Annotated in this window: 8 protein-coding genes; 1 reads left to right on the top strand and 7 read right to left on the bottom strand. The window is 72.6% G+C overall.

Features of this window, described 5'->3' with window-relative positions:
• Nucleotides 1-146: 146 nt before the first annotated feature.
• The 4 genes from OTB19_RS23045 to OTB19_RS23030 all read right to left on the bottom strand — a co-directional run bounded on the left by OTB19_RS23045 (nt 147) and on the right by OTB19_RS23030 (nt 7,849).
• Entirely contained in the window at nt 147-2,003 is a 1,857-nt protein-coding gene (locus tag OTB19_RS23045; protein WP_267800250.1) for an IucA/IucC family protein, read from the bottom strand.
• A 93-nt stretch (nt 2,004-2,096) separates the two neighbouring features.
• Complete coding sequence (locus OTB19_RS23040) at nt 2,097-2,780, bottom strand: GNAT family N-acetyltransferase (RefSeq protein ID WP_267800249.1); 684 nt, start codon at nt 2,778-2,780, stop codon at nt 2,097-2,099.
• Nucleotides 2,781-2,810: 30 nt separating this feature from the next.
• The gene (locus tag OTB19_RS23035; RefSeq protein ID WP_267800248.1) at nt 2,811-4,547 is read right to left on the bottom strand and encodes an IucA/IucC family protein; all 1,737 of its coding nucleotides are present in this window, start codon (nt 4,545-4,547) and stop codon (nt 2,811-2,813) included.
• Nucleotides 4,548-6,529: 1,982 nt separating this feature from the next.
• Nucleotides 6,530-7,849, bottom strand: coding sequence for a diaminobutyrate--2-oxoglutarate transaminase family protein (locus OTB19_RS23030; protein WP_267800254.1), 1,320 nt, complete (start codon nt 7,847-7,849; stop codon nt 6,530-6,532).
• Nucleotides 7,850-8,308: 459 nt separating this feature from the next.
• Here OTB19_RS23030 and OTB19_RS23025 point away from each other — a divergent pair, with 459 nt between their 5' ends.
• Nucleotides 8,309-9,484, top strand: coding sequence for a trypsin-like serine peptidase (locus OTB19_RS23025; RefSeq protein ID WP_267800247.1), 1,176 nt, complete (start codon nt 8,309-8,311; stop codon nt 9,482-9,484).
• A 159-nt stretch (nt 9,485-9,643) separates the two neighbouring features.
• Here the strand turns inward: OTB19_RS23025 and hflX are convergent, their stop codons facing one another.
• From hflX to OTB19_RS23010, 3 genes are all read right to left on the bottom strand, one after another.
• Nucleotides 9,644-11,149, bottom strand: a complete 1,506-nt coding sequence (gene hflX, locus OTB19_RS23020; protein WP_267800246.1) for a GTPase HflX — start codon at nt 11,147-11,149, stop codon at nt 9,644-9,646.
• A gap of 179 nt (nt 11,150-11,328) precedes the next feature.
• Nucleotides 11,329-12,777, bottom strand: coding sequence for a M1 family metallopeptidase (locus tag OTB19_RS23015; protein ID WP_267800245.1), 1,449 nt, complete (start codon nt 12,775-12,777; stop codon nt 11,329-11,331).
• Nucleotides 12,778-12,954: 177 nt separating this feature from the next.
• Nucleotides 12,955-15,033 carry a RelA/SpoT family protein gene (locus tag OTB19_RS23010; protein WP_267800244.1) on the bottom strand — a complete coding sequence of 693 codons (2,079 nt, stop codon included), beginning with the start codon at nt 15,031-15,033 and terminating at the stop codon, nt 12,955-12,957.
• Nucleotides 15,034-15,070: the final 37 nt, after the last annotated feature.

Here is a 15,070-nt window from a genome sequence, read left to right as displayed (position 1 = left end):
GCCCACCACTTCAGTGTCTGGCCCGCGGTCATCTCCTGCATCGAGCGCGGCACCCGACGTGACGACGACCTCGCCAGCGCCTACCGCGACTGGCTCACTGCCGCTTGACAGCCAATAGGAGCTTCAGTGCCCGCATCGGCGAGTGATCACGAGCGGTGGAGGGGGTTGGGGACGGTTCCGTGCGTGACGGCGTGCGGGCGGTCCGGCCGGTCGCGGTAGCCGTCCTCGTGGAGCCGGTTGCGGTTGAGGCAGAGCCGGTCGATCCGCTCGCTGAGCAGGTCGAAGAGCTCGAAGCGCTCCTTGAGATCCGGGAATCGGGACTGGTGGTGGAGGATTTCCGCCCGGACGAGGGACCAGAAGTCGTCCTCGGGGACACCGAGCCGGTCGTCGCAGATCGCGGACAGGTAGCGGAAGACGCCGATGAACAGTCCGGAGTGGATGAACTGGGTGAGGAAGGCCGGCGGCTCGGTGAGGAGGGCGGCGCGGACCTCGGCGGGCATCGACTCGTGTTCGGGCAGCGGCTCGCGGCTGATGTTGATGTCATCCACGAAGTCCTTGACCGCCAGCCGGACGGGAACGTCGTTCTCGTCGAAGACCACGATGGCGTTCTCTCCGTGCGGCGAGAACACGGTCCCGTAGCGGTAGAGGAAGTGGAGGAGCGGCGGCAACAGGGCGGCGAAGAGTCGCTGGAGCCACACCGTGGGGGTGAGCCCGGACCGGGCCACCAGCTCCGCCGTGAAGGAGCGGCCGCGCGGGTCCGTGTGGAGGAGCGAGGCAAGGGTGCGGGCCCGCTCGCCGGGGGCGAGACGGCCGGTCAGCGGCTCGCGCCAGATCGCCCCGAGGAGTTCCTTGTACTGGTACGGGACCTCGGGAAGGCGGTCGTAGACGGGGTGGCGGACGGTGACGGACGCGACCTCGCCCAGCAGGATGACCCCGCATTCGTCACGCAGGAAGGGATCGGAGTCACGGAGGGAGTGGATCCACCCGGTGACGGCGGGGGCGGCGAGTGCGAGATCGGAGGGCAGGCCCCGCCAGACCATGGTGTTGAAGACGGAGAGCGGCAGTTTGACGCTGTGCCGATCGGGGCGGGTCAGGTTGAGGAAGGTGCGGATCGACTGTTGCGGGAGGCGCATGTCGAGGTCCGCGGGCAGCGGCACCAGGGCGCCCGACGCGAGGGCCGGCGCGAACAGGGGCAACACGATCTCGTCCCACTGCCAGGGGTGCACCGGGAGGTAGAGGTAGCCGCGCGGGTCGAGGCCGCGGTCGCGCAGGACGCGGTCGAAGCCGGCCCTGGTGACGGGGTCGAGTTCGGCGGAGTAGAGCCGGGCGGGATCTTCCAGACCGGCCGCGCCGCGGTACTCCGCCAGGGAGGTGTGGGCGGCGAGCCAGGGCAATCGTTGGCGGGTACGCGCCTCGGGGGCCCAGGCGGCGGTGTCGGAGGCGGACAGTCCGATGCGGCCCTTGTTGAGGACGAGCCAGGGGTGGCCCGTCTGGTGTCCTTCGAGCGCGGCGTAGTCGAGGTCGGCGAGTACGTCGGCGGTCAGGGCGTGGTGATCGAGGCGGGCGTCGGCGGCGAGGGTGGCGCTCAGCTCGCGGACCAGGTGGCCGAGGGTCTCTCCGTCGAGCCGGAGGAGAGTGCGGGCGCGGACGAGGAACTCGTACGGGTCCCCGAACGCGGTCGACGTCTCCGTGGAGGCGGGCGGCGGGGTGAGCGTGATGGTGTCGGGGGCGACCTGCCAGCTCCCGTAGGAACGACGGCGCGCTCGGAACCCGAGGTGTCCGCCGTCGTCGAGGGTCAGGGTCCAGGCGTCGCCCGCGGCGGACGGAGTCGGAACGGGACTGACGATCTCCTCGTACGCGAATTCGCCGAGCATCTTGGCCAGCAGCCTGCGGGCCGCGAAGTCCCAGGTCGATCCGTTGATCTCGGGCGGCGTGACCGGGTGCTGAGGCGACGGGGGCAGGGCGGGCTCCGTGGAGTCGGGGGCTTCGGGGAAATTCGGCACGGGACTCCTCGGAGATCGGGAACTTTGCTGCGTGACGCAGAGTTTTCGAAGGGAGAGGCGTGAGACGGATGCTTCGGGACGGTGGGGCGGCGATCAGGTGAGATTGCGCAGCGCCCGCTCCCGGATCATCAGCGCCGCGCGCTTCTCGGGAAGGTCGATTTCAGCGGAATAGCGAAAACCGGAGTTCAAGAAGGCTGATACGGAGGGGGTGTTGCGGATGTCCGGTTCGGCGATGACGCGTGCGCAGCGTGGACGGTTGTCGAGCAGCAGGTCGGCGGCGGCGCGCAGCAGGGTGGTGCCCAGACCTCGGCGGCGGTTCGTGCCGTCTCCGATGAGCAGGTGGATACCGGTGTCGTGGGGGCGTGCCGGGTAGTACCGGGCGAGCGGGTCGAGGTCGGCCCGGTAGATCTCCCAGTAGCTCATCGGTGTGCCGTCGAGGAGGCCGAGGCAGGGAAGGCTGTGACCGTCGCCGTCGAGCTGGGCCCGCAGGTGATCGGCGGTGGTCGAGGCCGGGCCGGCGAGTTCCCAATAGGCGGCCACCTCGGGGTCGTTCATCCATCCCGCGATGAGGTCCAGGTCTCGACGTGGGCGTACGGGTTCGAGGCGGAAGGCTCCGGCAGCGGTGGCGATGGCGTCCCAGGTGGCCGGGGAGTCGAGCAGGTCGGCTTCGGCGAGCAGGGGCCAGCGCTGCGGGGGGCGGCGCATGTGGCCGAGGGAGTATCCGGTTGTGGCGAGGGCTGAACCGACGGGACCGGTCGAGGTGTCGGTGGAGGGCATGGGGCTCTTCTCCGTGTCGGTACGGACGCGTCAGCCGTGAAGGGGGTTGGTGATGGTGACGTAGACGGACTGGGTGTCGACGGGGCCGACGAGTTCGTCGAGGCCGCCCAGGCGGGTGAGCAGGTTGGCTTTGCAGCGGAGGGTGGGTGAGTCGAGCAGTTGGGCGGGGAGCGGCCCGAGGCCCGCGTTCTTCCCGAGGAAGCGGCGGAAGGCCGCGAGGAGTACGCGTTCGTCGGCGAGGTGCTGGGACCCGAAGGCGCCGATGAGGCCGAGCACGTTGTTGATGCCGAGGTAGTAGGCGAAGCGTTCGTCGGTGACGGCGTCGGAGACGAAGGTGTCGCTGGCGCTGCCGATGCCGGGGAGCCGGTGTTGCAGTTCCGCGCGGTGGGAGTCGCGGAAGTAGTAGCCCTGGTTGTCGCGGTAGCGGCCGCCGATCGGCCAGCCGGCCGGGTCGAGGAGCACCAGGGTGTTCTGTTGGTGCGCTTCGAGGGCGACCCCGGCGAGCGCGTCGAGGGCGAGGATCGGCCGGACAACGTGGTCGAGGTAGCGCAGGAACCACTCGGCGGCGACGGCGGGGACCGGGCGGCCGGTGGAGGCGGCGAGCCGGACGACGGTCTCGACGAGCGGGGAGCGCATCGTGGTCCGACCGGGCCACGGCCGCGGAGTGGTGAGCGCGGCGATGCAGAGGGCGTCGTCGTCGGAGCGGAAGGGGTTGTGGCGCAGCAGGGCGTCGAGTCCCGGGACGGGCGTGCCGTCGAGGGAGTCGACGGCGACCCAGGCGGGGTCGCGGACGATGTCGAAACCGGGGTGGGCCGACTGCCACTGCTCGGCGAGTCCGGCGCGCAGGAGGCGGTGAACCTCGACGCCGCGGTGGAGTTCCTTGCGGAGGTTCTCCCGGCGGGAGTTGGTGATGCGCAGGCCCAGGGACAGCTTGAGCATCGCGGGGGAACCGGGGCGGTGGACGGTGCGAATGGAGGAGGTGGGGTACCAGGGGTCGCCGTACGGGCCCAGGTCGGTCAGGAGTCCGGCGTCGCACAGGGCGGCGACGGCCGGGCGTTGGAGGAGGTCGCGGGCCTGCCAGGGGTGAAGCGGAAGTGGGGTGGTGCCGGTGGGCGAGGGCAGACCGGGCGCGAGGCGGGCAAACAGTTGGGCGGCGGAAACCGGGCGGCCGCGTTCGGTCCAGGCGGAGTCGGTGGCGAGGACGGCGGGCGCGACCGCGAACCAGTGCAGGGGGAAGGAGCCGTGGAGTTCGGGTGAGTAGCGGCGCACGTCGGCTTCGGAGAGGCCTTCGCGGCTCTTCGGGGTCGGGTGCAGGGGGTGGCCGAGGAGGAGGGACTGTTCGGCGGTGAGGAATCGGTCCTCGGCGACGGGGGCGGGGGCGGCGGGGCGGGCTCGCCGGTCGGCGATGAACTCCGCCGTGCGCTGGACCGAGTCGGCGACCCGGCCGACCAGATCGGCGCCACCGCGGCCGGTGCCCTCACGGGCGATGAGCGCGGCGAGGGTGACGGCGTCCAGGGTGGGGGCTTCGGCTGGGGCGCCTTCGATCCGGGCGGGGGCGAAGCGATGCCAGCCGGCCGGGGACCAGTGCCGGACGGCGACGAGTACCGCGGTGCCGGATGCGGGCAGGGGGATGCGGAGCGGCGTTCCGGCGGGCCCGTCGGGGCGGCCCAGGCCGCTTTCGCGGACCCAGCACCGCAGCAGGTTCTCCACCGCGGCGGTCTCGGCGGCGATGGCCGGGTCGGGGTGGTCGAGCAGGTCCGGGAGCATCGCGGATCCCGGTGTGCCGGGACCGGTTCCTGCCCCGGTTCCTCCCGCTTCGAATCTGCGGCTTCCGCCCACCTGCCGTGGCACGCCGGTGGCGGGAGACACCGGCACGTGCTGCCGTTCGGCCGCCGGCACGACCGAGGCCGGCGCCTCGGGCGGGGGCGTCGGGGCGGCTGCGGACGTTGGGGCGGACGGGGGACGGCAGGGGTCCGGGGCGGCTGGGGCGGTGTGGTGCTCCGGCACGTCTGATGCTCGGCCGGGCTCCGGACTTGCCGCCGGAGCGGCCTCGGGCGCGGGGGGGTTGCGGGGGCGGGGGGGGGGGGGGGGGCGGGGGGCGCCGCGGGGGCTCGCGCGGGGGCTGGGGGTGCCGCTGGGGGTGGAGGTGCGGCTGGGACTGAGGGCGCCGCTGGGGCTGGGGCTGGAGCTGGAGCTGGGGCCGGAGACAGCCTCGGGGCTGGGGCCGGAGACAGCCTCGGGGCTGGGGCCGGAGACAGCCTCGGGGGTGGGTGGGGTGTCGGGACCCAGTGCGGTGTCGGGAGCGGTCGGATCCTGGGGGGTGCCCGCTGTCGGTGTCGCCTCAGACCGGGCGCCCGGGGTCGGGGGGTTGGGTGCTGCGGTGGGGGCGGTGCCTCGTGCCGGGTCGGGTGCGAGGCGGGGCGAAGGGGTGTCCTCGCGGGCCGGCCTGAAGCTCCGGGACGACGCCGGGTTCGGACCGGGGTCCGCCTCTCCCGGGTCGAGGGACCGGGCCTCGGTAGGAGCCGGGCGCGGGCTCGGGCCCGAGCCGGCGAGCGGGGTGGGGGCGAGCCACAGCAGCGGGGTGAGGTCCTGTCCCGGGACTCCCTGCGTGGGCGTACCGAGCGGGGGTCGGGCGGCGAGCGCGGGACCGCGGTTCGGGGTCGGACTGGCCGGGCTCGCCGTCGGGGTGGGCCCCGGGGCCGGCCAGGAGGCCAGGGTTGTCGACGCCGGGCTCTGGCGACCTGTCACCGAGCCCGGGCCGGCCGGCCGTGTGCCCGGGGGCGCGGGGGGCGAGGTCCGGGCTCCGAGAGAGTCGGAGCTGACCGGGGTGACCGGGCCTTCGTTGAAGGGGGCCTGCGCGGGGCGAGCCACTGCCCAGTCCAGGGCCGCTGTCGGCGCCAGGACCGGTGCTGACCACGCCACCGCTGCCGAGGTCTCCTGGTCCGGCGTCACGCCCGAAAGCGCGGTTCGGGTCGGGGCCGTCCCCTTGGGAGCCGAGGCCGAAGTCGGAGCTGGAGCCGGGGCTGGGGCTGGGGCTGGGGCCATAGAGGCCGAGGTCGAAGCCGGAGCCGCTGTCGAAGCTGAAGTCGCGGCCGAGGCGGTCGCGGTCACCGGGGCGCTGACGTTGCCCTTCGCCGGCACGATCGGAGCCGAGCTCGGTGACAGGGTCGAGGGAGCCGATGCCGCGGCAGCCGGGGTGACCGGAGCCGGGCTCGGAGTCCTGACCGAGTCGGCCGGACCCGAGGTGACCGGACCCGAAACAGCCAGGGCTGACGCGGCCAGGGCGGGGGCTGTCGGGGCGCTGACCGGGCCGGCGGGCCGGGCGCCTGGGGCCGCGTGGTCGCGAGGAGGGGCCGGGTGGGGACATTCAGGCGCGGCGGCGGGCGTGACGGGGTGGGCCGTGCCCGAGGGCGGGGTGGGCTCCGGACTCGGTTGGTGCCCGCCACCCGGGCTGAAGCCCGGGCCCTGTACCTCTCCCAGGCTGAACTCCAGGCTCGGGGCCTGCCCCGGGGCGAACTCCGGCCTCGGGCTCGTGCTCGGTCCCGGCCCCGGTCCCGGCCCCGGTCCCGGCCTCGGGTTCGTGCTCGGTCCCAGGCTCGGGCTCGGGCTCGGCCCCAGGCTCAGGCCCGGCCCCAGGCTCAGGCCCGGCGCCGGGGTGAGGTTCGGCGCCGGGGCGCCGGCCCTCGGGGAGGGGGTGGGGTGCGGGGTGGAGGGGTCCGGCATCGGGGGTCCTTGGGGTGCGGGTGGGGTCAGTGGGACCGTCGGGCGGTGGCGGCGATGGCGTCGGCCAGCCGTTCCAGGACGGCTGCGGCCTGCTCGTCGGTCAGGGTGAGCGGGGGGAGCAGGCGGACCACGCAGGAGTGGCGGCCGCCGAGTTCGACGATCAGCCCGCGGTCCAGGCATTCCTGGCGGACGGTGGCGGCGAGGTCCGGGGCGGCGTCGCCGGTTTCGGGGTCCACGAGTTCGACGCCCAGCATCAGCCCGCGGCCTCGTACGTCGCCGATGCACGGGTGGTCGGCGGCCAGGGCGCGCAGGGCCGTCAGCATGCGTTCGCCCAGTACCCCGGCGCGTTCCGCGAGGTTGTTGCGGCGGACGTAGGCGAGGGTGGCGGTGCCCGCGGCCATGGCCAGTTGGTTGCCGCGGAACGTGCCGGCGTGGGCGCCGGGCGCCCAGACGTCGAGTTCGGACCGGTAGACGATCACCGCGAGCGGCAGGCTGCCGCCGATGGCCTTGGACAGCACCATCACGTCGGGCACCACCCCCGCGTGGTCCACGCCCCAGAAGGCCCCGGTGCGGCCCACGCCCGTCTGCACCTCGTCCGCGATCAGCGGGATTCCCCGGGCCTCGGTGATCTCGCGCATCCGCCGGAGCCAGTCGTCCGGGGCGGGGTGGACGCCGCCCTCTCCCTGTACGGGTTCGACGATGAGCCCGGCGGGCGTGGGTACCCCGCCCTTCGGGTCGTCGAGCAGGCTCTCGGTCCAACGGGCGCCGAGCCGGGCGCCCTCGGCTCCGCCGACGCCGAAGGGGCAGCGGTGGTCCTGGGGGTACGGGAGCCGGGTGACGCGTACGCCGGTGGCCCCGCCGGAGGCGTCCAGTGCTCCCGCGGTCATGCCGTGGTACGCGCCCGTGAAGGCCATCAGCCCGGAACGCCCGGTGGCGGTGCGGACCAGTTTGAGCGCGGCTTCCACGGCGTCCGTACCGGCCGGCCCGCAGAACTGGATCCGGGCGTCGGCCGCGAGCGCCGCCGGAAGGTTCGCGAACAACTCCGTGGTGAAGGCGTCCTTGACGGGGGTCGCCAGGTCGAGGACGTGCAGCGGTGCGCCGGAGTCGAGGACGCCGCGGATGGCTTCGAGCACCACGGGGTGGTTGTGCCCGAGGGCGAGGGTGCCCGCACCGGACAGGCAGTCGAGGTAGCGCCGCCCGTCCGCGCCCTCGATCGTCAGGCCCCGGGCGCGCACCGGGACGATGGGCAGCGAGCGCGCGTACGTCCGGGCGGCGGACTCCCGTTGTGCCTGCCTGCGCAGGATGGTTTCGGCGGCGACGGGTCCTCTGGTCCCTTGCGGCGGGATCTGCTCCGCGGCCGCGTCCGACTCGGTGAAAGCCTCGCTCAAAGCCACGAGTGTCGGTCCTCCCGCACGGATTCTCTTCCGGATTGCGTCTCGAACATGAACGCTGCTCCCCCGTCCCCCGTACGTACCAACGACGGTGACGGCCGCGGATCACGGGTGGACCGAAGATCCTTGTCCGCCGCGAAGCCCGCCACGAAGTCCCGCCGAAGCAGTCGCGAACACGACCACGAGGTCACCGCGAGGTCCGCCGCCGTTTCCTGCACACAGTCCGCCGCGATGTCCTGCGGGATGTCCGAATCGAACAAGTTCCGGGGATGGTTCGAAGAACAGGAACCGCGGCCCCGGGCTGTGCCGTCCTTCGGAGCAGCGGCATAGTGGGGTGCTGCGCTTGCCGTACACCCGTACGGCCACCGCACTCCACCCCGTTCAACGCCTCGAAACACCAGGGGGATTTACGACATGCGACCGATCCGACCGGTCACCGCGATCCTGTGCGCGGCCGCGCTCGCGCTGACCGCCGCAGCCTGTGGCCCCGGCGACGGGGAGGCCGGCGGCGACGCCAAGCCGACCGTGGCTGCGAGCCTTCCGCCCGGTACGGACGGGATCAAGATCCCGGACGAGCTCAGGGACAAGCTCAAGGAGCACGGCGTCGACCTGGAGAAGTGGCGGGGAGGTGCGTGGAAGAACTGGAAGCAGGAGGACTGGCTCCGCGAGGCGGGCGACTACATCAACCCGGTCATCGAGGGTCTGTGGGACCCGGACCGGATGCGTGACGCCGACAAGACTCCGCAGCCTCCGGCCGTGGATCCGGACGCGGGCAAGGACCAGGGTGTCACGGACCCGACGCCGGTTCCGGTGCGGGCGAGGGGTGCGGTGGCGCCGTACCACTCCAGCGTTCCGGCGTCCGGCAAGGTCTTCTTCGACGGCCCCGAGGGGTCGATGGTCTGCTCGGCGACCGTGGTGAAGGACCCGGCGCACCCGGGCAAGTCCAACATGGTGTGGACGGCGGGTCACTGTGTCCACGCGGGCAAGGCGGGCGGCTGGTACCGCAACATCGCCTTCGTGCCTTCCTACAACAACGCGGGCAGGGCGTCGGCGCAGCTGAAGGGCGCGCCGCGCGAGCAGGTCGCCCCGTACGGCGTGTGGTGGAGCGACTGGGCGCAGACCTCGGACCAGTGGATCGCTTCGGGTGGTCCCTCCGGTGGCGCGGGCGCTCCGTACGACTTCGCGGTGCTGCACGTCGCACCGGAGAAGGGCAGCGGCAAGTCGCTGGAGGAGACGGTCGGTTCGGCGCTTCCGGTGGACTTCAACGCGCCGGCGGTGGGCAAGGTCGCGGGCATCACGGCGACGGGCTACCCGGCTGCGGCTCCGTTCGACGGCCAGCGGGCGTTTCAGTGCACGGACAAGCCCGGTCGTCTGTCGTTGAAGGCCGCCGACCCGGTGATGTACCGCATCGGTTGCACCATGACCGGCGGTTCCTCGGGTGGCGGTTGGGTCGCGGCGGGTGCCGACGGCAGGCCGGCGCTGGTGTCGAACACCTCGATCGGCCCGGCCAAGGCCGGTTGGCTGGCCGGTCCGCGCCTGGGCCCGGAGGCCAAGGGCATCTACTCCGCGGTGAGCGCCAAGTTCAAGTAGCGGGTGGCCCGGGCGCGCGGCGCCCGGGCCGGCGCACAGAGCATCACGCATGACGGAGGGCCCCCGCATCGCGGGGGCCCTCCGTCATGTGATGTCGCGCCGTGTCATGCCCGTCGGTACTTCAGCGGCACGTCCGCCGGTGCTTCACCGACGCACCGGTCAGTGCTTCGCCGGCACGTACGGTGCCAGGTCCGCGGCGAGTTCCTGGTGGACGCGTGCCTTGAGCAGGGTGCCCTCCGGGGTGTGCTCCTCGGAGATGACCTCGCCCTCGGCGTGGGCCCGGGCGATCAGCGAGCCGCGGGTGTACGGCACCAGTGCCTCCACCTCGACCTCGGGTCGCGGCAGCTCGGTGTCGATGAGCGCCAGCAGCTCGTCGATGCCCATGCCGGTGCGGGCCGATACGGCGATGGAGTGCCGCTCGATGCGCAGCAGCCGCTGGAGGACGAGCGGGTCCGCCGCGTCCGCCTTGTTGATCACGACGATCTCGGGCACGTTGACCGCGCCGACCTCGCGGATCACCTCGCGTACGGCCGCCAGCTGCTCCTCCGGGGCCGGGTGCGAGCCGTCCACGATGTGCAGGATGAGGTCGGAGTCGCCGACCTCCTCCATCGTGGAGCGGAACGCCTCGACCAGGTGGTGGGGCAGGTGCCGGACGAAGCCGACGGTGTCGGCCAGGGTGTAGATCCGGCCGGACGGCGTCTCGGCCCGGCGCACGGTCGGGTCGAGGGTGGCGAACAGCGAGTTCTCCACCAGCACGCCGGCGCCCGTGAGGCGGTTGAGCAGCGAGGACTTGCCGGCGTTGGTGTAGCCGGCGATGGCGACCGAGGGCACCTTGTTGCGCCGGCGTTCCTGGCGCTTGATGTCGCGGCCGGTCTTCATGTCCGCGATCTCCCGGCGCATCTTCGCCATCTTCTCGCGGATCCGACGCCGGTCGGTCTCGATCTTGGTTTCACCGGGGCCACGGGTGGCCATGCCGCCACCGCCGCCGCCACCCATCTGACGGGACAGCGAGGCACCCCAGCCACGCAGGCGCGGCAGCATGTACTGCATCTGCGCGAGCGCGACCTGGGCCTTGCCCTCTCGGGACTTCGCGTGCTGGGCGAAGATGTCGAGGATGAGCGCGGTGCGGTCGACGACCTTGACCTTGACCACGTCTTCGAGGGCGATGAGCTGGCCGGGGCTGAGCTCACCGTCGCAGACGACGGTGTCGGCGCCGCTCTCCATGACGATGTCGCGCAGTTCGCGGGCCTTGCCGGAGCCGATGAAGGTGGCCGGGTCGGGCTTGTCGCGACGCTGGATCACGCCGTCGAGGACGAGGGCGCCCGCCGTCTCGGCGAGGGCGGCGAGCTCCGCGAGGGAGTTCTCGGCGTCCGTCACCGTGCCGGAGGTCCAGACACCGACGAGTACGACGCGCTCCAGTCGGAGCTGTCGGTACTCGACCTCGGTGACGTCTTCGAGCTCGGTGGAGAGGCCGACCACGCGCCGCAGGGCCGCGCGCTCGGAGCGCTCGAACTGCTCGCCGTCCCGGTCTCCGTCGATCTCGTGGCTCCAGGCGACGTCCTCTTCCATCAGGGCATCGGCCCGAAGGCTCTCGGTGAAGCTCTGCGGGTCACGCACGTCCTGTGCGTCCCGCGCGTCCTGGGAAGGGGAAGAAGAGGAGGTCATTGGATCCTTACGTCGATTCGAATGCGTCGCGCCCGGCAATGGCCAACGCTACCGCCGAACGTGACACAACACTGTCACGTCCAACGCGTCACATCGGCCGGTGATTCCCGGAGCCCGGGCCCCGGCCCGATCGGTCGCCGAACGGCCTCGTTGATGGTGACATGCCCGTTCCGGGCGCGTCACACGCTTTTCGGGCCGCCCCATTCCGGGTGCCCCGGCATCGCCGGGGTGGTCGTGCCGTACAGCCAGGGCTTGAGGAACGCGGTCAGGTCGCGCCCCGCCTCCTGCGAGGCCAGGTGGACGAAGTCGTCCGTGCCGGCCGTGGAGTCCGCGTGCTCGGCCACCCAGCGGCGCTCGATCCGGTCGAAGGTCGCGGCGCCGACCTCCTGGCGCAGGGCGTACAGGATGAGCGCGGCCCCGTCGTAGACCACGGGCCGGAACAGGCCGATCTTCTCCCCGGGGGCGGCGGCTTTGGGGGCGGCCGGGGGGCCGCCGGCGGCCCGCCACTGGTCGGAGCGCTGGTACGCCTCGCGCATGCGCCGCTCCAGGGAGTACTTGCCGAGCCCGTCGGCGTACAGGGCCTCGTACCAGGTCGCGTGTCCTTCGTTGAGCCACAGGTCGGACCAGGTGCGGGGGCTCACGCTGTCTCCGAACCACTGGTGTGCGAGTTCGTGGACCATCACGGCCTCGACGTACCACTCGGGGTAGCCGGCGTTCCCGGAGAACAGGCCGTGCTCGAAGAGCGAGAGGGTCTGGGTCTCCAGCTCAAAGCCGGTCGTGGCCCGAGCGATCAGGACTCCGTAGTTCTCGAAGGGGTAGCGCCCGACCCGCTCCTCCATCCACCGGACGTGGCCGTCGGTCTTCTTCAGCGAGGGTTCCAGGCGCACCCGGTCGGCGGCGGGCACCACGTCGCGCAGCGGCAGTCCGTGCGGGCCCGTGTGGTGGACGACCTCCGAGGTCCCGACGGAGACCTGGGCCAGTTCGGTGGCCATGGGGTGCAGGGTGCGGTACGTCCAGGTGGTCGGGCCGCCCGCGCGCCGGGTCGGGAGCGCGCCGGGCAGTCCGTTGGCCACCGCCGTGAGCCCGGCCGGGGCGGTGATCCGGAAGGTGAAGTACGCCTTGTCGGCGGGGTGGTCGTTGCAGGGGAAGACGCGGTGGGCGGCGTCGGCCTGGTTGGCCATGGCCAGTCCGTCCTCGGTGGGCACCCAGCCGCCGTCGCCGCGGCCGCGCGGGTCGCTGGTGTGGCGCACGGTGATGCCCAGTACGGATCCCCGGGTGACCGGGCGGGCGGGGGTCAGTACGAGGTCCTCTCCCGCGCTCTCGAACCGGGCCGGTTCCCCGTTGACCTCGGCGGACGCCACCTGGCCATGGGTGAAGTCGAGGTTGATGCGGTCCAGCGCGTGCAGGGTGCGGGCGGTGATGACGGTGACGGCGTCGAGCGGGGTCCGGTTGTCCTTGTACGTGAAGGACAGGTCGTACGAGAGGACGTCGTACCCGGGGTTGCCGAGCTCGGGGAAGAGCCGGTCGCCGATGCCCAGCGGTTGGGGCGGGGGCAGTACGGCGGCGACGAGGGTGAGCGAGGCGGCGGCGAGCAGGGCGGCACGCAGGCGGGGGGAGGTGAGCTGCATCCCCCATCGCTTACCAGCGCCCGGCAAGGGGCCGCGAACGGCGCGCGCCGGGTGCACCCGAACGAGGGCGTCCGACGCCGTGGCCCGGCCGACGTGCGTTCCGCCCCCGGATTTCCGTTCCCCCGGACCCCCGAGCCCCCCGGCCCCCTGTCCTCCCCGCTTCGCCCGGCTGTCCCGCTACGCCCGGCTGACGTCGTACACGCCCGGTACGTCCCTCATCGCCCGCATCAGGGCCGGCAGCCCCGTCGCGTCGGGCAACTGGAGGGTGTAGGAGTGCCGGACGCGCTGTTCGACGGGCGGTTCCACGGTCGCGGAGACCACCTCGACCCCTTCGCGGGCGATGGCCTCGGTCAGATCGGCCAGGAGGTGCGGGCGGCCGAACGATTCGGCGAGCAGGGTCACGCGGCAGTCCGCGGTGGCCCGCCAGTGCACGGCGACGGAGGTACGGCCGACGGCGCGCATCTGGGCCACCGCCGGGCAGTGGACGCGGTGCACGGTGACGGCTCCGCCGCGTACGACGAATCCGGCGACGGCGTCCGGCGGTACGGGGGTGCAGCAGCCGGCCAGTCGCACGGGCGCGTCCGGCAGGTCGGCGACGGCGTTCGCCCCGCCGCCGCGCGCCCCCACGACGGAGAGCGGGGCCCGGGCGGCGGTGGTGGTGGCGGCCGCGGAGTCGGGGTGGGTCTGGAGCCAGCCGCTGATGGCGATCCGGGCGGCCGGGGTCTTGGCGTGGTCGAGCCAGTCGGCGGCGGGCCCGGAGGAGGCGTCGTGCGCGAGCAGGAGTTGGACGGTGTCCCCGTCGGACAGCCGGGACGAGAGGGAGGTGAGGCGCCCGTTGACCCGGGCGCCGATACAGCCGTGCGCCGCCTCACCGTGTTGGGCGTAGGCGGCGTCGATACAGCTCGCCCCGCCCGGCAGGCCCAGCGTCCCGCCGTCGGCCCGGAACACGGTGATCTCGCGGTCCTGGGCCAGTTCGGCGCGCAGCACCGTCCAGAAGGTGTCGGGGTCGGGTGCGGACTGTTGCCAGTCGAGCAGTCGGGACAACCAGCCGGGTCTCGTCGGGTCGACCCGCTCCTCGTCGCCCTCGGCCGCGTCGACCGGCGGGGTGGTGTACGGATTGCCGAGCGCGACCACCCCGGCCTCGGCGACGCGGTGCATCTGCCGGGTGCGGACGATGACCTCGGCGACGTGCCCCTCGGCGGTGGCGACGGCGGTGTGCAGCGACTGGTAGAGGTTGAACTTCGGGGAGGCGATGAAGTCCTTGAACTCCGAGACCACCGGGGTGAAACAGGTGTGGAGTTCGCCGAGGACCGCGTAGCAGTCGGCGTTCTCGCCGACGAGGATGAGGACGCGTCCGAAGTCGGAGCCGCGCAGTTCGCCGCGCTTGCGGGAGATGCGGTGCACGGAGACGAAGTGGCGGGGGCGGACCACGACCTCGGCGGCGATGCCGGCGTCGCGCAGGACGCCGCGCACGGAGTCCGCGATGCCGGGCAGCGGGTCACGCTCCCCCGCGTGGGCGGCGATGAGCGCGCGGGTCTCCTCGTACTCCTCGGGGTGCAGGATCGCGAAGACGAGGTCTTCCAGCTCGGTCTTGAGGGCCTGTACGCCGAGTCGTTCGGCGAGCGGGATGAGGACGTCGCGGGTGACCTTGGCGATGCGCGCCTGTTTGTCGGGGCGCATCACGCCGAGGGTGCGCATGTTGTGCAGTCGGTCGGCGAGTTTGATGGACATGACGCGGACGTCGTTGCCGGTGGCGACGAGCATCTTGCGGAAGGTCTCGGGTTCGGCGGCGGCGCCGTAGTCGATCTTCTCGACCTTGGTGACGCCGTCCACGATGAAGCAGACCTCGTCGCCGAACTCCTCGCGTACCTGATCGAGGGTCACGTCCGTGTCCTCGACGGTGTCGTGGAGGAGGGACGCCGTCAACGTCGTTGTCTCCGCGCCGAGTTCGGCGAGGATCAGGGTGACGGCGAGCGGATGTGTGATGTACGGCTCACCGCTTTTTCGCATTTGGCCGCGGTGAGAGGTCTCCGCGAGCAGATATGCGCGCCGCAGAATGGACAGATCGGCGTCCGGATGGTGGGCGCGATGCGCTTCCGCCACGTGTCCGATGGCGTCCGGAAGCCGGTCTCGGGACGCGGGCCCGAGCAGCGCGGCACGCCCGAGCCGGCGCAGATCCAGCCTGCCCCGGCCCCGTCTACGCAGCTCAGGGCGCGCTTCGGGGTGTGCTTCGGGGTTCGTGGCCTCTGCACTCATGGGCACCTCCGGCGGCTTCGACCGGCGGTGGTGGGCA

Source organism: Streptomyces sp. H27-H5 (genome assembly GCF_026627505.1).
GTDB lineage: Bacteria > Actinomycetota > Actinomycetes > Streptomycetales > Streptomycetaceae > Streptomyces.
This window is presented reverse-complemented; position numbering and strand designations above follow the sequence as displayed.